We start from the raw sequence: 22,824 nt of genomic DNA on the forward strand, positions 1-22,824 counted from the left end.
ATATACTAAATAACAATAAAATTAATATATAAAACATTCTATCACCTATTTCAAAAAAGCGACAGATAATCTGTCGCTTTTATTTTTAGTAATCTAGCTTTTCTTTTCCAGGATCTCTAAATTTATAACCTTTTCCTCTAACTGTTATAATGTACTTTGGATTTGATGGATCCTCTTCGATTTTGGTTCTTAATCTTCTAATATGTACATCTACCGTTCTTGTATCTCCAAAGTAATCATATCCCCATAATTTATCGAGTAATACATCTCTGCTAAATACTTTACCTTCATTTTTTGCAAGGAATGTCAATAGCTCAAATTCCAAAGGAGTTAATTCTACTGGATTACCTCTGATTAAAACTTCATATCTCTCAGTATCTATCTCCAGATCCTTTGCTATAATCTTTTTTGGGCCTTCTTCTTTAATTTGCATTGCTTGCTGTTGTCTTCTAAATATGGACTTTATTCTGGCAATTAATTCTCTTACATTAAATGGTTTAGTTACATAATCATCACTTCCTAATTCTAAACCTGCAACTTTATCAGCTGGATCATCTTTAGCACTTAAAATTAATACTGGAGCACTTTTGAATTTTTCATTGCTCTTAACAGTTCTAATGAAATCAAATCCATCCATAGAACCTGGTAACATAATATCAACAATAAAGAAATCCACCTCTTTTTCTTCAATCATTTTAACCGCCTCATCTGCATCAGAAGCCAATACTACATCATAACCTTCTTTTGTTAGGTTAAAATTAAGCATTTCGGAAATAGCTGGATCATCTTCAATGATCATAATAACTTTTTTACCCATTTTTGTTCCTCCTTTCAAAATATACATTAAATTATTTTTGATGATTTCTCATTTGTTCTTCTCTTTAGAGCTATTCTATTTACTATAACCTTTTTAAATTCTGCTTCGGCAATCTTTTCCATTTCATCATATACTTCGGCGAAAAATTTGATCTTATTTTCTTTTACATAAATTACTTTTATTTTCATAAAAACTTTAAATCCATACGGAGTTGGTGCTATATGATTTATTCTTGCCGAAGATACTACAGCCACATGATTTGGGATATATGGTTCTAATAATTCAGTTGATGCTCTAAACAATTCCTCAAGTAACGCTGTAGTAGATAATAAATTAAAATCTTTATAATCTTCTTTTTCCGACCATAAAAAACCTTCATCATTAACACTAAAAGAATAGTTGAATTCTTTTCCTTCAAGTTCTTTAACTTTCCCCCAGCTCACCTCCATCATTATTCGCCTCCTTAATTGAGGTATCTTCATTTTTTCCTAATAATTCATTTAATTCGTCACCACTTAAAGTTTCTTTTTCAAGTAGTACTTTTGCTATTGAATGTAATTTATCAATATTTTCTTCTAATATTCCTTTGGCTTTTTCATATGATTCAATTATAATTCTTTTTATTTCATTATCAATTTCATTTGCGGTTTCTTCACTATAATTTTTCATTTTAGCTAATTCTTTACCAAGAAATACTTCTTCCTCTTCTGCACCCCATGCAACTGGTCCTAATCTTTCACTCATACCAAATTTTAGTATCATAATTTTTGCATATTCTGTAGCTTTTTGTAAATCATTTGCTGCTCCACTTGTTATTTGATTAAATACCAGCTCTTCAGCTGCTCTTCCGCCTAAAATCCCAGTTATTCTATCAAGAATTTCTTCTTTTGTCATAAGATATTTATCTTCCAGTGGCAATTGAAGTGTAAATCCCAAAGCTTGATGCCCTCTTGGAACTATTGTAACTTTATGTACTGGATCTGCATTTGGTAATAAAGCCCCTACAATAGCATGTCCCAATTCATGATAAGCAATAATTTTTCTTGTTTTATCAGAAATAACCCTGCTTTTTCTTGCTGGACCGGCAATTACCCTGTCTATAGCTTCTTCTAATTCATTCATATCTATAATAGTTTTGCCTTTTCTTGCAGCGAGCAAAGCGGCTTCATTTATTAAATTTTCAAGATCTGCCCCTGAAAAGCCTGGAGTCCTTCTTGCTAATACTTCAATATCAATATTTGGAGATATTGGTTTCCCACGCATATGTATTTTTAAAATTTGCTCTCGACCTTTCACATCAGGCATATCCAGAATAACTTTCTTATCAAACCTTCCAGGTCTAAGTAATGCTTTATCTAAAATATCTGGTCTATTTGTTGCTGCCATTATAACTATTCCAACTCGAGGATCAAAACCATCCATTTCAACAAGCAATTGATTTAATGTTTGTTCCCTTTCATCATGTCCTCCACCTAAACCTGCACCTCTTTGCCTTCCAACTGCATCAATTTCATCTATAAATATGATAGCTGGTGCATTTGCTTTAGCCTGTGCAAATAAATCTCTAACCCTTGCAGCACCAACACCCACAAATAATTCTACAAAATCAGAACCACTAATATAGAAAAACGGAACCTTCGCTTCGCCTGCAACTGCTCTTGCTATTAAAGTTTTTCCTGTTCCCGGAGGACCAACTAACAAAATTCCCTTTGGCATTCTAGCACCCATTTTATTAAACGCCTGTGGATTTTTTAAAAATTTAACTATATCTTCCAGTTCTTCTTTCGCTTCATTCACACCAGCAACATCATTAAAGGTTATTCTTTCTTTTTCAGGATCATATTTTCTCGCAGGACTTTTTGTAAAATTCATTCCCTGCGGTCCTCGACCGGTTAATGGTCTCAACATAATCATCCATAAAAAAATCAATATAATAAATGGAATCACATAACTTAAAATTCCATATAACCATCCAGACGTAACATCCTGCTTAAAATCCACTTCTATATTTTTTTCTATTAACTTATTAACAAGGTTTGAATCCCTTAATACAACAGGTGCAAACAATTCATATGTTTGTCCATCAATAGTTTTTATGTTTATATTACCTGTATCTTTTACTAAAACTTTTGATACTCTACCTCGTTCTATTAAATCAATAAACTGCGTATAACTAATAGTCAAGCTTGTTGTATCTACTGTCATTCCTCTAATAATAAAAAATATTATAAGACCTATAACAAAATAAACAGCTATAATCCCAAGCAACCTTTTTCTATTATTACTATTTGGTCCTTTATTTTCCGCCAAGAGATTTTACCTCCTTTAATATATAAAGCATATTCTTTTCTTTTTTTAATAATATATTATTAATTTTTCTTTTTCCTTTTGTTTTCATATATAATATTTTCTCAACTTCTTTTTTAGACGGGGGTAACTCATTTAAATCTAAGAAAATCATTCTTAATATCTCTTTATCTAGAAAATCATTTTCTAATATAAACTTATACTCTTCGTTTTCTCTCTGAACGCGCTCTTTATAAATTTCGTTGAGAAAATATCTATATTCCCAGGTTATTTCTGCAAATCTAAAAATTGCATCCTCATACTTTTCATTTATTTCCTTCATCTTAGGTAATATTTCATGCCTTATTTTATTTCTCGCATATTTTGTATCAAAATTGGATTCATCGATAACATATTTAACATTGTTAATTGTAACATATTTTTCCAGATTTTCAAAATTTAAACTTAATATCGGTCTTGTAACATTTTTGTATACAGGTAATACACCTCCTATACCAAAAATACCTGTACCTTTGATCAATCTATACACTACAGTTTCTGACAAATCTTTTGAATAATGAGCAATGGCTATTTTGTTATACATTTTTGACTCTAATATTTCATTGAAAAATTCATATCTCAATTTCCTTGCTGCCTCTTCAATTCCAATTTTATTATCTTTCGCATAGTTTCCTACATCCATTTTTTTAGAATAAAATGGCAGACTTCTTTTTCTACATTCTCTTTTTACAAATAATTCTTCGTCATCAGCATTTTTTCTCAAAGAATGATTAAAGTGGGCAACTCCGAGAGAAATATTTAAATTATCCTTTAATTTAAATAATATGTCCATCATCACCATTGAATCCCTACCACCAGAAACCCCTAATAAAACTCTATCTCCACTTTCATACATATTATATTTTCTTATAAACCTTAATACTTCATACTCCAATTTCATTTTCACATCCCCAATCTTTTTCTTAAATAATTATAACATATTTTTAAAATTTTTCCGAAGCAATATAGTTTAAAATGCCAAAAAGCCAAATAAACGAAAACACAAAAATTATATAAAAATATTGGCTTCCTAAATAAATAAAATATTGTTAAGTGTTTTAGGATTTAATCTTTAAAAATAAAAAAGATTCTCCGCATGGAGAATCTTCTGGAGCCGGTGAAGGGACTCGAACCCCCAACCTACTCATTACGAATGAGCCGCTCTACCGTTGAGCTACACCGGCAATTAATACCAGAGAATATTATATATTTTAATTTTAAAATTGTCAAGGGGGTTTTTTTAAAATATTATGATATAATTTAATATACTAGACTATCTAAAAAGCCTCAAATGAAACGAAGACTCGAAGATTGCCCTTAAAATTATGAATGGATGCCGTCAAAATTACATGGATGTAATGCCGCGAAACAATACACGATGTATTGTTTGAGCGACGGCTGAGAATAAATAATTTTAAGGATAATCGCTGTCTGAGTGAATTTGACTTTTTAGACATCGTATTAATATACTATATTCAAAATAAAAAAAATATATATTATAAATTTTAAAGCAAAATAGCAAATCAAAAAGATTTTTATGGAGGTGGAATTTTTTATGCCATTTGAAAAATATAAGATTTTTGATTCTACAAATTTATCAAAAGGTTTATTAAATATTTTTTCTTTTGATTATATGGAAAATAAAGACAATGCAGAAATTATAATATCAAATAAAAAAGAAAAAATTGAAAAACCTTATATTTTATTGGATAATGAACAATTAAGTTTAATTGAAAATGGTAAAATCATTTCAATATTCGATTTTTCAATTGAAAATTTTCAAATTTTATTATTAAAATTACTATCAAAGATTTTTAAAGAAGAACCATTTAATCTTTTATATTTATTAGAAGAAAAGAGGAAAGAAATCGCTGAATTCATCAAAAATTTAATAGTTCTATTTGAAGTCGAAGATAAGAAAAGTAGTATGAGTCATACTCAAAGAGTTGCATTTTATTCTAAAAAATTTGCTGAATATTTGGGTAAAACAGAAGAAGAGATCAATCTTATTTATGATTTAGCCATGCTTCATGATGTTGGAAGAATAGGAATAGAACAATTAATGCTTTTTTCAAAAACACGTGTATTCGATCTTGAAGAATGGGACCTCGAACATACTGTTGCTGGTTCTGTATTTCTGGCAAATAGAAGAGAATTATGGTATGCTATGGATGTTGTTAGATCACATCATGAACACTGGGATGGAACGGGTTATCCTGATCATTTAAAAGGAGAAAAAATTCCATATTTTGCAAGATTTATAGGCATTATTGACTGGTTTGATTGGGCTACACATACCGCTACTTCCGAACATTTTGGCATATTATCACCAGATGAAGCTATTGATTATATAATTTTTAATTTAGGAAAAAAATTTGATCCCATTCTTGGAAAGGAGTTTGCTAACTTCTTAAAGGACTTTTTATCAAAAGAAAAATTTATATAATCGACTATATATAATATATAAAAGACCGCATAGCGGTCTTTTATATATTATATGTAGTATTTTATAGTGTTAAAATCACTGTCTTTTTCAGTTGCTATAATTTCTCCATATAATGGGCCTGCTGATATTTTATTAATTTTTATTTTAACAAATTTCCCAATCATATTTTCATCACTTTTAAATATCACCACTTTATTATTTATTGTCCTTCCCAAATATGCTCCTGATTTTATTTTATTTTCCTGAATCACCATTACTGTTTTATTTAAATATTTCTCATTTTCTTCATGATTTATTTGTTTCTGTATATTCATAAGATATTGAAATCTCTTATTTTTAATTTTTTTAGGTATATCATCTTCGTAATATTTTGCTGATATTGTGCCTTCACGTGGCGAATATTCTGCTATATTCAATCTTTCATATCTAACTTTTTTTATCAAATCCACTGTTTCCATAAAATCCTCATCTGTTTCACCGGGAAATCCTACAATAATATCTCCTGATATTGTTACATTTGGAACTCTACTTTTTATATCCTTTATTAATTCCAGATAAAATTCTTTTGTATATCTTCTATTCATCTTTTTTAGAATATTATCACTACCAGCTTGAACGGGTAAATGAAAATTTTTAGCTGCTTTTTCATTATTTGCTACCTCATTTATTAATCTATCTGTTATATCTGTAGGGTATGACGTTAAAAACCATATTCTTTTTATCGAATCAAATTTTGAAGCCTCTTTAATTAATATATCTAACTTCGGTTTTCCGTCTCCAAAATCTTTACCATAAGAATCAACATTTTGTCCTAAAAATGTAATTTCTCTATAATTTTTATCATTATAATATTCTACTTCTTTTATAATATCTTCTATAGGTCTACTCTTTTCAAGATGCCTTGTATATGGAACTATACAGTATGTACAATATTTATTGCACCCATATATAATATTTATCCAACCATGATGTTTACTATATGGATGTTTTGGCAAATCTGCTCTTATCTCTTCAAATTTATCACTAAAATCTGCAAATCTTTTTCCATTTTTTGCCCTTAAATATAATTCCTTTATTTCCATATAATTTCTTGTTCCAAAAACAAAATCCACACCATGGAATCTTTTTAAAATTTCTGACCTCTCTTTTTCTGCAACACATCCACCTACACCAATAATAAGATTTTTATTTTTTCTCTTTATTTTTTCATAGTGACCAATAGCTCCATAAAGCTTATGTTCGGCCTTTTCCCTAACGGCACAACTATTTAATATTATAAAATCTGCTTCTTGTGGATTTTCTGTCCATTCGAAGCCTTCTTTTTCTAAAATACCTGTCATAATTTCTGATTCATTCACATTCATCTGACATCCGAATGTTTTTATGTAAAATTTCACTTTTACACCTCCAAATAAACTTATGTTTTATTTTTTAAACTATTAATAAATCCCGGATTACTCCGGGATTTATTAATAATGAATTATTATTCTTCTTCTTCAACTACTTCACCATATTTTTCTTCAGCTTCTACTTTAGCTTTTGTTACTTCTTCAACTGCATCTATTACTTCTTCATCTTCTATTTCTGGTGTTTCGTCATTTCCCATCAGACCTTCTCTACCTTCTATATAAGCATCTGCAATTTTAGATGTTATTAACTTTATAGCTCTAATTGCATCATCGTTACCCGGTATTACAATATCGATTGGATCAGGATCACAGTTTGTATCCACCAAAGCTATAACAGGAAGTCCTAACATGTTTGCTTCTGCAACAGCTATTTGTTCTTTTCTTGGATCAATTAAGAATAATAAATCTGGAATTTTCTTCATTCCTCTTAATCCACCAAGGTTTTTATCCAGTTTTTCATATACTTTTTTGATTTTACTCTGTTCTTTTTTAGGTAGACTTTCAAATTCTTCCGAATTTACAAATTCATCTAATTCTTCTAATTTTTTAATTCTCTTTTTTATTGTTGGGAAATTTGTTAATAATCCACCTAACCATCTGTTATTTACATAATAAGCTCCAGCTCTTTTTGCTTCTTCAGCAATAATTTGTTGAGCCTGTTTTTTTGTTCCAACAAATAAAATTACTTTACCTTCTGCTGATTGTTCTCTAACAAATTCATATGCTTCTTCTACTGCCTTTAATGATTTTTGTAAATCAATAATGTAAATACCCTTTCTTTCTGTAAAAATATACGGTTTCATTTTTGGATTCCATCTTCTTGTTCTGTGTCCAAAATGTACTCCTGCTTCTAACAATTGTTTCATACTAATAACCGACATGCCAACACCTCCATATTTTGGTTTTTACCTCCACCGCATTACGTTTCCGACCCTAACGGGCACCGAGGAAACTACATAACGGTGTGTGAGGTTAATTGATTTTTATTCTTTCTACTTCGCTCCATAAATTTTCTAAATCATAAAACTCTCTTGCATTTTTCGTAAAAATATGAACAATTATGCTTCCACCATCAACTATAAGCCATTCATAACCTTTATCTTTATCATAATACAATAATTCATGTTTTTTCTCTTTAAATTTCTCTACTACTGCATCTCTTAATGCGTTTAAGTGTGTTTCAGAATTTCCTGTCACTATAACAAAATAATCAACAAGTAAAGGAGAATTTTTCATATTTAAAACTTTTATATTTATTCCATCTTTTTCATCTAATATTTTAACTATTTCTTTAGTAATTTCAAATATTTCCTCCTCTGATTTTATATCCACTAATTTTCACCTCCATTACTCTACTGTAACACTTTTCGCCAAATTTCTGGGTTTATCTGGATCTAACTTTCTTAATACCGCAACATTATAAGCAAACAATTGGATAACAGGAGCCATAACCAGAGGATATAATGCTTCATGTGTTTTTGGAACCAATATATATTCATCTGTTAAATGCTTAATCTCATCGTTTCCTTCTGTACTAATAGCTATTATATTAGCATTCCTTGCTTTTGATTCCATTAAATTTGATTTCATTTTTTCATAAAGTGAATCCTTCGGAATTATTGCAAACACAGGGAACTGTTCATCTAACAATGCTATAGGACCATGCTTTAACTCTCCTGCCTGATAGCCGGCAGCATGTATATAGCTTATTTCTTTCAATTTCAAAGCTCCTTCTAAAGCTGTAGGATATCCAAATCCTCTACCAATATACATCATATGCTGATAATTCGAATATTCTCTGGCTAATCCCTTTATTTTCTCATTTAACTTTAACACCTTTTTGTATATTTCCGGCATCTCTTCTATGCCTTTTAATATTGATTCTATTTCATCATTCAACCCATCAGTTAATTCTATTATTTTAGCTCCCAAAGCGTACAATATAGCTATTTGTGCTGTGTATGTTTTAGTAGCTGCTACTCCAATTTCAGGACCTGTATTCATATATATAGCGCCATGAGATTCTCTTGGTATTGTCGATCCAAAAACATTACTTATTGTTATTACTTTTGCTCCTTTTTCTTTAGCTATTCTTATACCTTCCAATGTATCTATTGTTTCACCTGACTGAGATATTGCCAATACCAATGTATTTTGATCTACATGAGGATTCATATATCTGAATTCAGAAGCTACTTCTATATCTACACTTATTCTGGAATATTTATTCATAAAATATTTAAATGTCATTCCCGCATGATAGCTTGTACCACATGCAACTATAAATATTTTTTCTAAATCATTTTTTATAAATTTCTTAAGATTATTTATCTCTGAGATTATAGGTTTTCCATTCTTTATTCTTCCAGTTATCGCTGATTTTAATGCTTCTGGTTGCTCATTCATTTCTTTTAGCATAAAATGCTCGTATCCGCTTTTTTCCGCTGCCTGTTCATCCCAATCTATATGTGTTGGACTCTTTTCTATTTTTTCGCCATCTATATTATAAAATTCAATTTTTCCAGCTTCCAATAAAGCTATTTCATTATCATTCATAAAATATACATCTTTAGTATATTTTATCAATGGAGTTATATCAGAGGCTAATAATGCATAATCTTCATTATATGCTACAACAAGTGGACTTCCTTTCCTTACAGATACAATTTTTTTCTCATCTGTATGAATTACTCCTATCGCATAAGCACCATCTAATCTTTTTATAGCCGATAATACAGATTTAAACAGATCTCCATCATAATACTCCTCTATTAGATGAGCAATTACTTCTGTATCTGTTTCGGATTTAAACTTATGCCCTTTTTCTATTAATTCTTTTCTTAATTCTTGAAAATTTTCAATTATCCCGTTGTGAACCAATGCTATTTTTCCAGTACAGTCAGTATGAGGGTGCGCATTCAAATCTGTAACTCCACCATGTGTTGCCCACCTTGTATGTGCTATACCAATGTGAATATTCGTATTCATTCTATCATTGAGTTCATCCTTTAAATTCGAAATTTTTCCTGTTGCTTTTATTAATTCTATATGTTCATTTTTTGAGAAAGCAATTCCCGCTGAATCATACCCTCTATATTCTAATTTTTGCAATCCAGAAATAATATCCTTTACCTTAACATCTTTTTTCCCGACCAATCCCACAATTCCACACATTGTTTTTTCCTCCTATAACATATCTTTAATCTTATCTATTATTTTATCTTTAACAGCTTTATTCGCTACAAAAAGCGCATTAGAAATGGCCTCAGAATCTGAGGAACCATGAGCTTTAACTAAAATACCGTTTATTCCCAGAAAAAAGGTTCCACCATATTGTCTATAATCAAGGCTTTTTTTTAATCCTTTTAAGGAATTTTTCATTAACATTGCTCCTATTTTGGTGAATATTCCTCCATTTGAAACCTCTCTTTTCAATTCCGATAGGATATAATAAGCAGTTCCTTCAATTGTTTTTAATATATTATTGCCTGTAAACCCATCAGTTACTATAACATCCACATTTTCATCAAATATATTTCTTCCTTCAATAAATCCTGCATAATTTATCTTATCATCTTTTTTCAAAAACTCTGCAGCATCTTTTACTATCTTTGTCCCCTTTGTTTCTTCAGTACCTATATTCAATATATGAACTTTAGGATTTTTTTTACCCAAAAATTTAGCAAAAGCTATTCCCTCTTTTGCAAGAGATATGTAATGTGCCGGTTTAAGCTCTGCATTAGCTCCGCCATCCACAAGAACTCTCGGACCATTTTTACCAGGCAATGGTATAACCAGAGCAGGTCTATCAATTCCTTCAATACGTCCTGTGACAAACGTTCCTGCTGCAAGCAATGCCCCAGTATTTCCTGCACTTACAAAAGCATCCAATTGCCCTTTTTTCATCATTTCATTTCCTATATAAATCGAACTGTTTTTTAATTTTAATACCTCTGTGGGTTTTGTATGATTATCGACTGAATTTTCAGCTTTTATAAATTTTATTTTATTATGCAAATTTTCTGGAATCTTATTTCTAAGATTTTCTTCTCCCCCAATTAAATGCACTTCATCTATTAAATTATTTTTTAAAGCAAAAATCGCGCCCTCTAAATTAGACATGGGCGCGTTATCTCCACCAAATAAATCTAAGCCTATCCTGGCCTTTTCTGGCATTCTTATTCTCCTATTTCCAATATCTGTTTTCCATTATAATATCCACAGTTTAAACATACTCTATGGGGGAGTTTTGGTTCACCACAATTTGGACATTTTGAAACATTTACTTTAATTGCTCTGTATAAGTTTGCTGCTCTTCTTCTATGTGTTCTTGCTCTTGAAGTTTTTTGCTTTGGTACAGCCATTTATAATCCCTCCTAAAAGTTATTATTTTTCTTCTTTAAATAAGTTCAATAATTTTTCAAATCTTGGATCTATATATTCTTCGTCATGCTTATGATCTGGATTTTCATTTAAATCTACTCCACAAATAGGACATAATCCTTTACAATCAACCTTACATAATGGTTTTTCTGGAATCTCCATTAATATTGACTCGATAATTCTATCTGTTATATCTATTTTTTCTTCAGAGAAAAAAATGATATTATCCAGCGTTTCCAGCCTTTCACTTTTTATGTATAAACTCTCCATAGATTTAGAAATATAAAAAGCTTCTATTTCACCTTTAATTTGTTGCTCAAATTCTTTTAAACATCTGGAACATTGTAATTTGACTTTTGTCATTGCACTACCTTTTAATAAGAAACCTTCTGAATTCTTTTCAATATAAAAATCTAAATTTATTGGTGAAGTTATATCAACTATTCCTTCAGGTGTATCAATTTTTTTCCAATTTAATTCAAAAATAAAATTTTCTTTTTCTTCTATTTTATCAAGATCATATATTAATTTTTGATCTCTTAAATTATCATTCAACATAAAAAACACCTCGCGCTTTATTTTACGACAATATCTTTTAATATATAACAAGAGTATGTTAATTTTCTGTTATTTTTTCAAAAAAGATTTCATTCATCCGATAACTTCTTTAATGCTTCTTTAAAATCATGTGGAATAGGCGCTATAAATTCCATCCATTTATCTGTTCTTGGATGAAATACTCCCAGTTTCAATGCATGAAGCATCTGTCTATTTATGCCATGTTTTAAATCTACGCTTCCATATACTTCATCACCAAGCAACGGATGTCCAATATGTTTAAAATGTACCCTAATTTGATGTGTCCTTCCGGTTTTCAAATTTACCCAGGCAAGCGATGCATCTTTGAATTCCTTTATTATCTTATATATTGTAATAGAATCTTTCCCTCCTGGAACAACAGCCATTTTTATACGAATTTGTGGATGTCTTGCAATTGGAGCATTTATTTCTCCATATTTTTGTTTTAGAATCCCTTTTACCAAAGCTATGTATGTTTTTTTGGTTTTTCTATCTTTAAATTGAGAACTTAAAGATTGCTGAGCAAGGTCATTCTTGGCTACAATTATTACTCCAGATGTATTTTTATCCAATCTATGTACGATTCCCGGGCGAACTTCTCCACCAATTCCCTGCAAATCTTTACAATGATATAGTAATGCATTTACCAATGTTCCGCTTACTTTATTAAAAACAGGATGAACTATCATATCTGGAGGTTTATTAATAACTATAATATCTTTATCTTCATATATTACATTTAGCGGTATTTTTTCTGGCATTACCTCTATTATAGGAGGTTTATCCGGCACTTCAATTGATACAATCTCTCCAGATTTTATTTTATAAGCAGGCTTTTTTAATTCACCATTTACTATTATTTGTCCTTGTTTTATCGCTTTTTGAACATAATTTCTCGATATCCAGTCTGGAACCTTCTCAACTACAAATTTATCCAATCTCCAGCCATTTTCTCTATTCGTTACTAAAAAGTTTTCTTCCACGAATTCTTACTCCTTCGCCAATAATATATAGCTAATAAAACTCCTCCAATTGTTACAAAAGAATCTGCAACATTAAAAACAGAAAAATATTTAACATTAAACATATCTACAACATATCCAATTCTAACTCTATCATAAATATTCCCCAATGCTCCACCTATGATAAAAGTGATTGAAATATCAAATAGCATAGATTTATTTTTCTCCAGATGTTTTTTTCTATAAATATAAATGAAAGTCACGACAAACGTTGCTAATATTCCATGCAAAAAAGCATAACCCCGAAATATTCCAAAAGCTATACCTGTATTGGTTACATAAGATAAAGTTAAAAAATCTCCTATAATATGAATCGTCTTTCCTTTTAAAAAATCCTGTGCTAATCTTTTAGAAATTTGGTCTATTATCAATATAATTGGAATTAACCAATCCAAATTAATCACTCACTTTTTGATAGAAAAATGGTTCTATTACTTCCAATCCTAAAGATTTATAATTAAATATTCTTTCTGTAGAACCGACGAATAATACTCCGCCTTTTCTTAAAGAATTTGCAAAATTCTTATATAATTTATTTTTTGCATCCATATCAAAGTAAATAACCACATTCCTACAGGAAATAATATCTATATCTTTTTCAAATTTATCCATTAAAAGATTATGCTGTTTAAATATCACTCTGCTTTTTATTAATGGTAAAACTTCGTATGTATTATTATCCAATTTTTTAAAATACTTTTTTCTTATATCTTCAGGAACATTTACCATGGACCTATCTGAATATATACCTTTTTTCGCCTTTTGAATAACAAATCTATCAAGATCTGTCGCCAAAACTTTTATATTTTTAGGAGCTTTTAATTCTTCAAGTATTATTGCATGCGTATAGGGCTCTTCACCTGTTGAACAACCAGCACTCCATATTTTAGTTTTTGTTCCTCTTTCTTTCAATACCTTTGGAAGAATATTTTTTTTCAGATAATTCCATTTTTCTGGATTTCTAAAAAATTCTGTAACGTTTATCGTTAATTTATCAAGAAACTCATCCCATAATTTTGGATTGTTTTTCAAATCTTCAAAGTATTTCTTATAACTATTATATGTATATTTTCTCATTATCATATCTATTCTTCTTCTTACTCTATGTTGTTTATAACCTCTCAAATCAAGCTGAAAGTGACTTGCAATATTATCCAATAACCACATATACTCTTTATCATCATACGGTGATGAGTACAAACTTTTTTCATCCATAATAACTCCTCCTAAAATTTTAGATTAAATTTTATCCCTATAGTTTTTTTCGAATTTATTATAACATATATATTATCCCTTATTATCGGTATATTAAATTCAAAATTATTTTCTCTTTTTCTAAATATATTACTTCTAACTATATTTTTATTACTTTTAAATTCAAAATAAATATTTACATTTTTATCTAATATTATAAAGTACACTTTTTTCTTTGATATTGTTATTATACTATTAAATATAGACAGGAATGTACCATAATCATATTCTTTATTTAATGTATCAATAAAAAAACCTATTTTTATCTTATCCCCAAAATAATAACCCATTGCCGTTTGGGAAAAATCGTATATATTTATCCAGTAAAAATATTTATTCGATTCCTTTTTTAAAGTTATTCCAGCCATACCATTTGAAACTACATAAGATACAGGATAATCAAAATATGCTTTTTCAAAAGATATTATAAACGAATCATTTGACCATGTGAAATAATATGGATCATAAAAAAAATTATTTTTATATTTGTAATTTATACTAAATCCAGGTTGATAAAATCTTAAATAATTTAATATTTCTTCTAAACTAGAAACATTTATAGAATTAGTACTCAATGGAGTTAAATTTACAAAAAACGAAATACTTGCAACATATAAATTCGTTGCCTCAAAATCAAAATTATAATCTACTTTTATATCTCCATTATTCATATAAGATACATTTATATTATTTGAAAAAGTAATAGTACTTAAAAATATCCATAATATTAATAAGTTTTTTTTCATCAACTCACCTTTAAAAACAAGGGGCATATATAGCCCCTATTAATTAAATATTTTGTGCTAATCTTTCCATTTCTGCATCATCAATTTCAAAATTTGCAAATACCTCTTGAATATCATCACTGTCTTCCAATGCATCGAGCAATTTTAATAATTTTTCCGCATCTGATCCGGCAACTTTAACTGTTGTTTTTGGAATATATGTCAAATTCGATTTCACAGAATATCCCATATCTTTTAAAGCATCTCTAACCTGAACCATATCATCTGGAGAAGCTATAACCTGAATATTTTCATCTTCTATAACGTCTTCTGCACCAGCATCCAATGCTGCCATCATAAATTCATCCAAATCTGCCACTTCTTCTTTAGGAACTACAATCATAGCTTTTCTTTCAAAATTCCAAGCAACAGCACCACTTTCAGCTAAACTTCCACCATGTTTTGAAAGAATATGTCTTACCTCCTGAGCTGCTCTATTTTTATTATCTGTTAATGCTCTCATTATAATAGCAACACCTGCTGGCCCATAACCTTCATACATTATTTCAACATATGAATCAGCATCTGTACCTCCTGCACCTTTTTTTATAGCTGCCTCAATTTTATCTTTTGGCATATTAGCTTCTTTTGCTTTTTCTATGGCTGTTCTTAATCTTGGATTTGATTCTGGATCTGCACCACCTTCTTTAGCAGCAACCGTTAACTCTCTGATTAACTTTGTAAATATTTTTGACCTTTTTGCGTCTTGAGCTGCTTTCCTATGTTTTATATTTGCCCACTTGTTATGACCTGACATAATAAAATACCTCCTTTAAAAATCATTTTTTGAAATTATTTTGATTTTATTATCATCAATGTTGTATCATCATGTTGAGACGCTTTTCCTACAAATTTATCTAATTTCTTTATTATTATATCAATAATTTCTTTTGAATTTTTGTCCTTATTTTTTTCAAATATATCAATTAATCTTTCAAGTTCAAATTCTTCGCTTTTTTCATTCCTAGCTTCAGTTATTCCATCTGTATATAATGCTACATATACTTTTTCATTATATGTTAAGTTTTGACTTTCAAAGACAAATCCTTCCATAATACCTATTGGCATATATTCTGCATCAAAAGTCAATAATTCTTCATCTTTCAATATTAGTGTAGGATTATGCCCACAATTTATCATTTCTATCTTTTTATTTTTATAATCCAACATCATAAAGATAGCTGTTACAAATCTATCTTGAGGAATTTCTCTGGAAATATAATTATTTAAATTAGAAACTATAGTTGCCAAATCCTTTTCTTTTTCCAATTCATGTCTTAAAATAGACCTAAATGATGTCATAATCAATGCTGCAGGAACACTTTTTCCTGAAACATCTGCCAATACAATAAATACTTTTTCTCCTAAATCTACTACATCATAATAGTCTCCACCTATATCATATGCCGGTCTATAAAACGCTTCAATATCAATTTCTTGAAATTCAGGAATTTTTTTCGGCAATAGCGACTTTTGTATTTCAGATGCTATTCTCAGTTGTTCTCCCAATTTTTCCTGCTCTATTTTTTTATTTAAAAAATCTAAAGTATCATAACTAAACGCTATTTGCTCTGCAATAGATTCCATAATTTTTCTATTTCCAGCGGTAAATATACCATTTTTAGAGCCATAAAAAAGAAAAAAACCCCATATTTTTATCCTTGATTCTATTGGTATAAACATTATCGGTATCTCTTTGTGGGTTATTGGATGTTTTTCGAATATCATAGGCTTAATTTTTTTTTCCGCATTCAGATAATCAATAAGCTCTACAGTTCCTTCAAAATCGAGTAAATTAAAGTCGGCATGCAAAATACTAAAATCTTTCCCTGGAGGATAATCAGAAAATTCTCCAACTATAATGTCGTCAAAAGAAATTATGTCTTTTATTCTATCCAATATTTTTTCCATTGATTTTTTAGGATCAAGCGTTTCATGAAGTATTTTTCCTATATCTAATACTGCTGTTAACTCTTCATATAATTTTGATAATTCTTCAACCTGAGCCTCTAATTGTAAAGAAAATTCCTCAAGTTGTATTCTATAATTTTCACTTTCTTCAAACAATTGCTCTATTAAAATTTTTACACGGTTACTAATCTCTTCCAGAGTCTTAGGTTCATCAGAATAATAATTTACCCTATCATTTAACTCATGATAAATTTCTAATCCATGTTGTGTGGCTTTATCCATTTCCAGCCACCACCTGTTTTATAATATCAACAATATTTTTAGGACTAAAAGGTTTTGTAGCCACTTTAAATGCACCTAAAGCCAGCGCAAGTTTTTCATCTTCTTCTCCGCCTTTAGCTGTTAAAACCAATATTGGTAATTTTATTCCTTCTTCCTTCAATTTTTTTAATACTGTAAACCCATCCATTTTGGGCATCATAATATCGAGACACACTGCATCAGGTATCAATTCTTTTATTTTTTGTAGCCCTTCTTCCCCATCTCTGGCTTCATGAACCTCAAATCCTTCTTTTTTAAAATTAAAAGATAGTATTTTTCTCAATACATCAGAATCATCTACAATTAAGATTTTCTTTCCCAATTTAATCCCCCCAAACAGCATCATAAACTATTGGATAAAATATAAAACTTTCTTTAACTTCACTAAAAATTTTCCATATATTGTATATCTTATTATACTTCTGTTTATATTTTAACACATAAATTCCTTTTTTATTTCTATCAATATCAAGATTTATAAACTTATTTCTAATATTTTCATCATTCAGTAATACAAAATTGAATTTTTTAAATAAATTTTCGGAAATATATATTTTAAACAAATAATATTCTATTTTCAATTTATAATTATCTTTTACTTCTTTATACTCTGTTAATTTAAATCCTTCGGATACATAATCGTTAAAGTTTGAAAAGTTATATATTTTTTTTGTATTCAACACAACAAATAATGCTTTATTAATATATCCCAATGGCACAGCCTGAGATATACTTAATTTGGGCTTAGAATGATATCCTTTTGTATATTCTAAATCTATTTTCGCACGTCTGAACATTCTTTCTATCTCTTCTAACGTATCGTTATGAGAAATATACGCTGATTTTCCGAATTTTTTAAACCTTAAAAGGTATTTCATATACTCACTCCAATTATATGATATAATATTTTTGAGTTAATATTATTAAGCAAAAATTATTATATACTATTTTTATTAAAATCATTTTAAATGGAGGAATTTGCATTGAAATATTTTTTATCTGGTATTTTTACTGTTTTAATCATAGCAATCGTACTATTTATCTATACTTTTAATATTTTTGCAAATAAATCTATTTTTTCTATTAATAATAATTATAATACATATGTATTTTCAAATGGAAATGAAATATTACCTCCAAAATTTATATATACGAAATTATCAGAAGCTCCAATAAATCTACTTTTTATTTTGTTATGGTCAGAAGATAGGGATTTTTTTGGACATCCTGGATTCAACTTAAAAGGAACACTTAGATCTATAATAACAAATATAAAAAGTGGTACAACTTATGGTGGAAGCACGATTACACAGCAGGTTGTAAAAAATGTTTATTTATCTCAGAAAAAACGAATTTCAAGAAAAATCTTAGAAATTTTTTTATCATTCTGGGTTGAACATTATTATACAAAAAATGACATTTTAGAGGCATATATAAATATAGCCTACCTTGGTAATGATATAAATGGATTCGGAGCTGCTGCAAAAAGATATTTTGGAAAAGATTTAAAAGATTTAAATTTAGCTGAAATATCAATTTTAGTTGGTATTATAAATGCTCCAGAATATTATAACCCCTATAAATATCCATCAAGAGCTAAAGAACAGGGATTAATAATATTAAACTCATTAAAAAATAATAAATTATTATCCGACGATGAATACAAAATTTATACACAACAATTAAGCAATATTATATTTAAAAAGGTGTTTTTTGATAAAAATAATCTTCAATTATTACTCGCAATAAAAAGTGAAGAATCAAAAATTAAATTACATGGTGGTGGTTATATTGTAAAATCCACTATAAATAGAGATTTATTTGAAACAATTAAAAATTCATGGCAATCTTCACAAAGCGCAATTATACTTGATAATAAAACAGGAAAAATTTTAAGCTTTTTTGGTTCTCAATATGATACTTTTTATTCAAACAGGCAGATTGGTTCAACTATTAAACCATTCTATTATCTATTAGCTTTAAATAAAGGATATAATATCAATGATCTTTTAACTGACGAGCCATTGAAAATTGGAAACTGGAGTCCGAAAAATTTTGATAAAAAATTTAGAGGTGAAGTTACATTTGAAAAGGCTTTAATTGATTCAATAAATATACCTTCAATTAATCTTTTTCGAAATTTAGAAAATACTACTCAAAAATCAATATTTGCCGTAACAGATTTTCTAAAAAAAATAGGTATAAATGGTTTTTATCCTGATGATATAACCCTGTCCCTTGGAACATTGGAAAGTAATGTATATAATATTGCAAGGGCATTTTCCATTTTTCCAAATTATGGAATAATACCAGATTTTTATATAATTGAAGAAATATATGATAAAAACGGAAATTTAATATACAAAAAAATACCTAAAATTGATAGAAAAATACAAAATATTAACAATAATTCATACAATACAATGAATAAAATATTAAAAAAAGTAGTTTTAGAAGGAACTGCTAAAACTTTATTTTCAGTAAAAAAAGAGTTTTATGGGAAAACAGGAACTGCTGAATCATCTGTATGGTTTACAGGATATGATGGGAAAATTACTATTTCTGTAAGAAAAGATGGAAAATTTTTATTATCAACCACGCATGCAATTCCCTTAGCCAGAAAAATACTCAATAATTACTACTCGTATAACTCTTTAGAAAAAGTTCCAATATTCAATTATTTTTTAATATCTTCTTCTAAAAATATTATTGATAATTTCATATCAGAATTTACTACTAAAGACTATTTATCTATCAGTAAAAAAAATTATATTAAATTCATACAAAATATTGAATTGTTATTTCCAGATGAATTTATAAAAGAATATGAAAATTTATCAGAAAATTTAAAAAATCTTTTTGAACTTGATACTTTAACTATTAAAAAATACATAAATTTAATGGATTTACAGGAACCATCTATTTATAATTATTTTTTTAAAGAAAAACTATTTTTAGACTATTATTTCCCTGATCTTTATAATAAAATAAAATAAAACTTTATTAAGAAGGTGTTTTTATGAAAGAATTTTTTAATCCCGGCGAAGTATTATTAAAAGAAAACGAAATATACAATTTTTGCTATTATATAATATCTGGGAAAGTACATACTTCTCTTAGAAATCATGAATTAAGTTCTGGAGAATTTATAGGAACTATGAGTTTTATAACAGGAAAACCCTTATTGGAAAGTTATATTGCTAATACAAAGGTTGAAGTATTAAAACTTGATAAAAATTCTATACAAAAAATACTTGAAGAAAAAGAATTTTCTTTATTTTTAGAGCACATATCAAAATTGTATATAAATTTATTTTTTAAAAGTTTATACAATATAACTCCAAACATATATGAATTATTAATTTCAAAAGCACGAATATCTAATAGAAAAGACTTAATTGAAGATATGGAACTTGATGAGACAGATATATTATTAGCAGAATTGGATCAAATTTTAAATGTTGGTGAAATTTTTGAATCTGAACTTCCAGAAGATCTAGAAACTGCCACAGAAAATTTTAAATCAATGTTTAATAAAGATAACTTAGATTTAGCTGGAATTATTGTTTTTACAACAAATTATATAAGAAAAAATAGCGATAATCCCCAACTCTGTGAAGATTTAATTTATGGTTTTGAAAAATCAATTGAAATCGAAGATAGAGCTTTAGTTAAATATTTCTTATATTTATCCTGTATTTATTGTAATGATAAAAATCAGGTAAAGAATATTCTTGAAGAGTATTTAGAAATATTAAGATTCTGGGGAATTCCAGCATGGGGAGAAATGTTGATTAGAGTTGAAAATTATGAAATTTTTTCCAATATATTTGATGAAAAAAATGTTGGTGATAAAAATGAAATGTGAATTAATACAAAATCTTTCTAAAGATATTCGAGAAATCGCATATATTCAAAATGGTATAGTTATTTCAATTTTAAAATATGAAGATAAAGAAAAACTTGGACAGGTTTTCTGTGATGGAGACTATTTTGGACTTGATTCTTTAGTATTCGGAATAAATATTATAGATTATTATAAGGTAGGAAAAACGCGTTTCAAAAAAGAATCATATCAGTTATTTACTGAACTTTTAAAAGATAAAGATTATTACGATAAATTTTTCTTAAATCTAAAAATAACGTTTTTAGAAATCGCCTCATTTATGCAAAAAAAAGAAGACGAAATTTTATTGTTAAACTTAAGAAAAATATATAATAGAAGCAGCAAAATCAAAGGACTACCAAAAGCTTTTATACTTAATTATATAGATAAAGACAGAATATACAAATTAGTTGAGAAAGAACTAATTAAAGAAGATGATGAATTTTTTTATTATAATCCTGAGTAAATTGAATATATTTTAATATTATTGTCCCATAATATCTGTAATAGAGAATAATCTGAAAAAAATGACATTGAAATTTTTTTCATTTTTGAGTTAAACTATTACTGAATACAAAATATTGAATACAAAATAAGGATGGTGAAAAATTTTGAATACTATGAAAGCCATTATAAAAAAAGAACCAGGAAAAGGCTTTGTATTAGATGAAGTTGAAATTCCGAAAATCAAAAATCCAGATGATGTAAAAATTAAAGTTTTAAATGCATCTATTTGTGGAACAGATTTACATATATGGAAATGGGATGAATGGTCTCAGAAAAGGATTAAAACTCCTCAAATTGACGGACATGAATTTGTTGGTGAAGTTGTTGAAGTTGGTTCGATGGTTAAAGGTGTAAAACCTGGAGATATTGTAGCAGCAGAAACTCATATTCCATGCGGTGTTTGTAAACAATGTAAAACTGGAAATATGCATGTGTGTAAAAACATGAAAATACTGGGTGTAGATAGAGATGGAGTTTTCGCTGAATATGTTGTTGTTCCAGAAATAGTATTATGGAAATTGGATCCTTCCATTCCAAAGGAATTTGCATCTGTCATGGAACCTTTAGGAAATGCCATACATACTGTAACTTCCGTGGACTTAAGAGGAAAATCTGTTTTAATAACAGGTGCTGGTCCCATTGGTGCTATCGCAATTCAAATCGCAAAGATTTCTGGCGCTGCAACTGTAATAGTTAGTGAAATTTCTGAATATAGAATTAATATGGCAAAAGAAATGGGTGCTGATTATATAATAAATCCTCTGGAAAAAGATTTAGTTAAAGAAGTTATGAATTTAACAAACAATGATGGTGTTGATGTATTACTGGAAATGTCTGGAAATCCTGATGCTTTGAATAAGGGAATAGAATCTTTAACAAACGCTGGAGAAGTCGCTATTTTAGGTGTTTTCCCTACAAATCCTGTTCCGTTTGTTATGAATACTGCTGTATTCAAAGGAATTAAAATACATTGTATTACAGGAAGAAAAATGTTCGAAACATGGCAAATCGCTTCAGAATGGTTGAGAACAAAAAGAGTAGATCTTTCAAAATTAATCACTCATATTTTGCCAATAGAAGATTTTGAAAAAGGTTTTGAACTTATGAATTCCAAAAAAAGTGGAAAAATCATATTAAAAATTTCAGAATAAGGGGGAA

24 protein-coding genes and 1 tRNA gene are annotated in these 22,824 nt (G+C 28.5%); 5 read left to right on the forward strand and 20 right to left on the reverse strand.

The genetic code is table 11. The annotated features are described in order from the left end of the window. Positions 1-85: 85 nt before the first annotated feature. The 5 genes from X275_RS05170 to X275_RS05190 all read right to left on the reverse strand — a co-directional run bounded on the left by X275_RS05170 (position 86) and on the right by X275_RS05190 (position 4,347). Positions 86-817, reverse strand: coding sequence for a response regulator transcription factor (locus tag X275_RS05170; protein ID WP_047265723.1), 732 nt, complete (start codon positions 815-817; stop codon positions 86-88). Between the two features lie 26 nt (positions 818-843). After that, complete coding sequence (locus X275_RS05175; RefSeq protein ID WP_156168694.1) at positions 844-1,266, reverse strand: thioesterase family protein; 423 nt, start codon at positions 1,264-1,266, stop codon at positions 844-846. Continuing rightward, on the reverse strand, positions 1,241-3,127 hold the full coding sequence (gene ftsH, locus X275_RS05180; protein WP_047267847.1) for an ATP-dependent zinc metalloprotease FtsH: 1,887 nt from the start codon (positions 3,125-3,127) through the stop codon (positions 1,241-1,243). Before ftsH ends, X275_RS05175 begins: the two co-directional genes overlap by 26 nt. Beyond that, the gene (gene tilS, locus X275_RS05185; RefSeq protein ID WP_047267848.1) at positions 3,114-4,064 is read right to left on the reverse strand and encodes a tRNA lysidine(34) synthetase TilS; all 951 of its coding nucleotides are present in this window, start codon (positions 4,062-4,064) and stop codon (positions 3,114-3,116) included. The genes ftsH and tilS overlap by 14 nt, the downstream gene beginning before the upstream one ends. Before the next feature lie 208 nt (positions 4,065-4,272). After that, positions 4,273-4,347: transfer RNA gene (locus tag X275_RS05190), tRNA-Thr, on the reverse strand. Positions 4,348-4,718: 371 nt separating this feature from the next. On the opposite strand from X275_RS05190, the gene X275_RS05195 reads away from it, so the two are divergent. Beyond that, entirely contained in the window at positions 4,719-5,609 is an 891-nt protein-coding gene (locus X275_RS05195) for an HD-GYP domain-containing protein (RefSeq protein ID WP_047267849.1), read from the forward strand. Positions 5,610-5,656: 47 nt separating this feature from the next. On the opposite strand, the gene miaB is transcribed toward X275_RS05195, so the two are convergent. From miaB to X275_RS05270, 15 genes are all read right to left on the reverse strand, one after another. Beyond that, entirely contained in the window at positions 5,657-7,006 is a 1,350-nt protein-coding gene (miaB, locus tag X275_RS05200; protein ID WP_047267850.1) for a tRNA (N6-isopentenyl adenosine(37)-C2)-methylthiotransferase MiaB, read from the reverse strand. An 86-nt stretch (positions 7,007-7,092) separates the two neighbouring features. Beyond that, entirely contained in the window at positions 7,093-7,899 is an 807-nt protein-coding gene (gene rpsB / locus X275_RS05205) for a 30S ribosomal protein S2 (protein WP_047267851.1), read from the reverse strand. A 91-nt stretch (positions 7,900-7,990) separates the two neighbouring features. Next, complete coding sequence (gene rsfS, locus X275_RS05210) at positions 7,991-8,350, reverse strand: ribosome silencing factor (protein ID WP_084825117.1); 360 nt, start codon at positions 8,348-8,350, stop codon at positions 7,991-7,993. Between the two features lie 15 nt (positions 8,351-8,365). After that, entirely contained in the window at positions 8,366-10,192 is a 1,827-nt protein-coding gene (gene glmS, locus X275_RS05215) for a glutamine--fructose-6-phosphate transaminase (isomerizing) (RefSeq protein WP_047267852.1), read from the reverse strand. Positions 10,193-10,204: 12 nt separating this feature from the next. Then, positions 10,205-11,194, reverse strand: a complete 990-nt coding sequence (gene plsX, locus X275_RS05220; protein ID WP_047267853.1) for a phosphate acyltransferase PlsX — start codon at positions 11,192-11,194, stop codon at positions 10,205-10,207. Positions 11,195-11,196: 2 nt separating this feature from the next. Further along, positions 11,197-11,382: a 50S ribosomal protein L32 gene (rpmF, locus tag X275_RS05225; protein ID WP_047265731.1), complete on the reverse strand. Its 186-nt coding sequence runs from the start codon at positions 11,380-11,382 to the stop codon at positions 11,197-11,199. Between the two features lie 22 nt (positions 11,383-11,404). Then, complete coding sequence (locus X275_RS05230) at positions 11,405-11,959, reverse strand: YceD family protein (RefSeq protein ID WP_047267854.1); 555 nt, start codon at positions 11,957-11,959, stop codon at positions 11,405-11,407. Between the two features lie 89 nt (positions 11,960-12,048). After that, positions 12,049-12,963 (reverse strand): RluA family pseudouridine synthase, encoded by a 915-nt coding sequence (locus X275_RS05235; RefSeq protein WP_047267855.1) that lies wholly within the window; start codon positions 12,961-12,963, stop codon positions 12,049-12,051. After that, entirely contained in the window at positions 12,945-13,397 is a 453-nt protein-coding gene (lspA, locus tag X275_RS05240; RefSeq protein WP_047267856.1) for a signal peptidase II, read from the reverse strand. The genes X275_RS05235 and lspA overlap by 19 nt, the downstream gene beginning before the upstream one ends. Before the next feature lies 1 nt (position 13,398). Beyond that, positions 13,399-14,217, reverse strand: a complete 819-nt coding sequence (locus X275_RS05245; RefSeq protein ID WP_047267857.1) for a CheR family methyltransferase — start codon at positions 14,215-14,217, stop codon at positions 13,399-13,401. An 11-nt stretch (positions 14,218-14,228) separates the two neighbouring features. After that, complete coding sequence (locus X275_RS05250; RefSeq protein ID WP_156168696.1) at positions 14,229-15,002, reverse strand: hypothetical protein; 774 nt, start codon at positions 15,000-15,002, stop codon at positions 14,229-14,231. Positions 15,003-15,045: 43 nt separating this feature from the next. After that, positions 15,046-15,798, reverse strand: a complete 753-nt coding sequence (locus X275_RS05255) for a YebC/PmpR family DNA-binding transcriptional regulator (protein ID WP_047265737.1) — start codon at positions 15,796-15,798, stop codon at positions 15,046-15,048. 35 nt (positions 15,799-15,833) lie between these two features. Further along, positions 15,834-17,234 carry a PP2C family protein-serine/threonine phosphatase gene (locus tag X275_RS05260; RefSeq protein ID WP_047267859.1) on the reverse strand — a complete coding sequence of 467 codons (1,401 nt, stop codon included), beginning with the start codon at positions 17,232-17,234 and terminating at the stop codon, positions 15,834-15,836. Further along, entirely contained in the window at positions 17,227-17,595 is a 369-nt protein-coding gene (locus X275_RS05265) for a response regulator transcription factor (RefSeq protein ID WP_047267860.1), read from the reverse strand. Before X275_RS05265 ends, X275_RS05260 begins: the two co-directional genes overlap by 8 nt. Before the next feature lies 1 nt (position 17,596). Then, entirely contained in the window at positions 17,597-18,151 is a 555-nt protein-coding gene (locus tag X275_RS05270; protein ID WP_047267861.1) for a TIGR03936 family radical SAM-associated protein, read from the reverse strand. 105 nt (positions 18,152-18,256) lie between these two features. Between X275_RS05270 and X275_RS05275 the strand changes: the two genes are divergently transcribed. From X275_RS05275 to tdh, 4 genes are all read left to right on the forward strand, one after another. Continuing rightward, the gene (locus tag X275_RS05275; RefSeq protein WP_047267862.1) at positions 18,257-20,269 is read left to right on the forward strand and encodes a transglycosylase domain-containing protein; all 2,013 of its coding nucleotides are present in this window, start codon (positions 18,257-18,259) and stop codon (positions 20,267-20,269) included. Positions 20,270-20,292: 23 nt separating this feature from the next. Continuing rightward, positions 20,293-21,141, forward strand: coding sequence for a cyclic nucleotide-binding domain-containing protein (locus tag X275_RS05280; RefSeq protein ID WP_047267863.1), 849 nt, complete (start codon positions 20,293-20,295; stop codon positions 21,139-21,141). After that, positions 21,116-21,625, forward strand: coding sequence for a hypothetical protein (locus X275_RS05285; protein WP_197072601.1), 510 nt, complete (start codon positions 21,116-21,118; stop codon positions 21,623-21,625). The genes X275_RS05280 and X275_RS05285 overlap by 26 nt, the downstream gene beginning before the upstream one ends. Positions 21,626-21,779: 154 nt before the next feature. Continuing rightward, a complete protein-coding gene (gene tdh / locus X275_RS05290; protein ID WP_047267902.1) occupies positions 21,780-22,817 on the forward strand; it encodes an L-threonine 3-dehydrogenase in 1,038 nt (345 codons plus the stop codon). Positions 22,818-22,824: the final 7 nt, after the last annotated feature.

It is taken from the genome of Marinitoga sp. 1197 (genome assembly GCF_001021165.1).
In the GTDB taxonomy this organism is placed as follows: domain Bacteria; phylum Thermotogota; class Thermotogae; order Petrotogales; family Petrotogaceae; genus Marinitoga.

Bases quoted from the DNA above. Each gene is read 5' to 3' on its own strand.
- plsX (WP_047267853.1), bottom strand. From the start codon at position 11,194: ATGCCAGAAAAGGCCAGGATAGGCTTAGATTTATTTGGTGGAGATAAC.
- X275_RS05285 (WP_197072601.1), top strand. From the start codon at position 21,116: ATGTTGGTGATAAAAATGAAATGTGAATTAATACAAAATCTTTCTAAA.
- X275_RS05280 (WP_047267863.1), top strand. From the start codon at position 20,293: ATGAAAGAATTTTTTAATCCCGGCGAAGTATTATTAAAAGAAAACGAA.
- X275_RS05175 (WP_156168694.1), bottom strand. From the start codon at position 1,266: ATGGAGGTGAGCTGGGGGAAAGTTAAAGAACTTGAAGGAAAAGAATTC.
- X275_RS05260 (WP_047267859.1), bottom strand. From the start codon at position 17,234: ATGGATAAAGCCACACAACATGGATTAGAAATTTATCATGAGTTAAAT.
- tilS (WP_047267848.1), bottom strand. From the start codon at position 4,064: ATGAAATTGGAGTATGAAGTATTAAGGTTTATAAGAAAATATAATATG.
- rpmF (WP_047265731.1), bottom strand. From the start codon at position 11,382: ATGGCTGTACCAAAGCAAAAAACTTCAAGAGCAAGAACACATAGAAGA.
- tdh (WP_047267902.1), top strand. From the start codon at position 21,780: ATGAAAGCCATTATAAAAAAAGAACCAGGAAAAGGCTTTGTATTAGAT.
- glmS (WP_047267852.1), bottom strand. From the start codon at position 10,192: ATGTGTGGAATTGTGGGATTGGTCGGGAAAAAAGATGTTAAGGTAAAG.
- X275_RS05230 (WP_047267854.1), bottom strand. From the start codon at position 11,959: ATGTTGAATGATAATTTAAGAGATCAAAAATTAATATATGATCTTGAT.
- rpsB (WP_047267851.1), bottom strand. From the start codon at position 7,899: ATGTCGGTTATTAGTATGAAACAATTGTTAGAAGCAGGAGTACATTTT.
- X275_RS05255 (WP_047265737.1), bottom strand. From the start codon at position 15,798: ATGTCAGGTCATAACAAGTGGGCAAATATAAAACATAGGAAAGCAGCT.
- X275_RS05250 (WP_156168696.1), bottom strand. From the start codon at position 15,002: ATGAAAAAAAACTTATTAATATTATGGATATTTTTAAGTACTATTACT.
- X275_RS05245 (WP_047267857.1), bottom strand. From the start codon at position 14,217: ATGGATGAAAAAAGTTTGTACTCATCACCGTATGATGATAAAGAGTAT.
- X275_RS05270 (WP_047267861.1), bottom strand. From the start codon at position 18,151: ATGAAATACCTTTTAAGGTTTAAAAAATTCGGAAAATCAGCGTATATT.
- X275_RS05170 (WP_047265723.1), bottom strand. From the start codon at position 817: ATGGGTAAAAAAGTTATTATGATCATTGAAGATGATCCAGCTATTTCC.
- X275_RS05195 (WP_047267849.1), top strand. From the start codon at position 4,719: ATGCCATTTGAAAAATATAAGATTTTTGATTCTACAAATTTATCAAAA.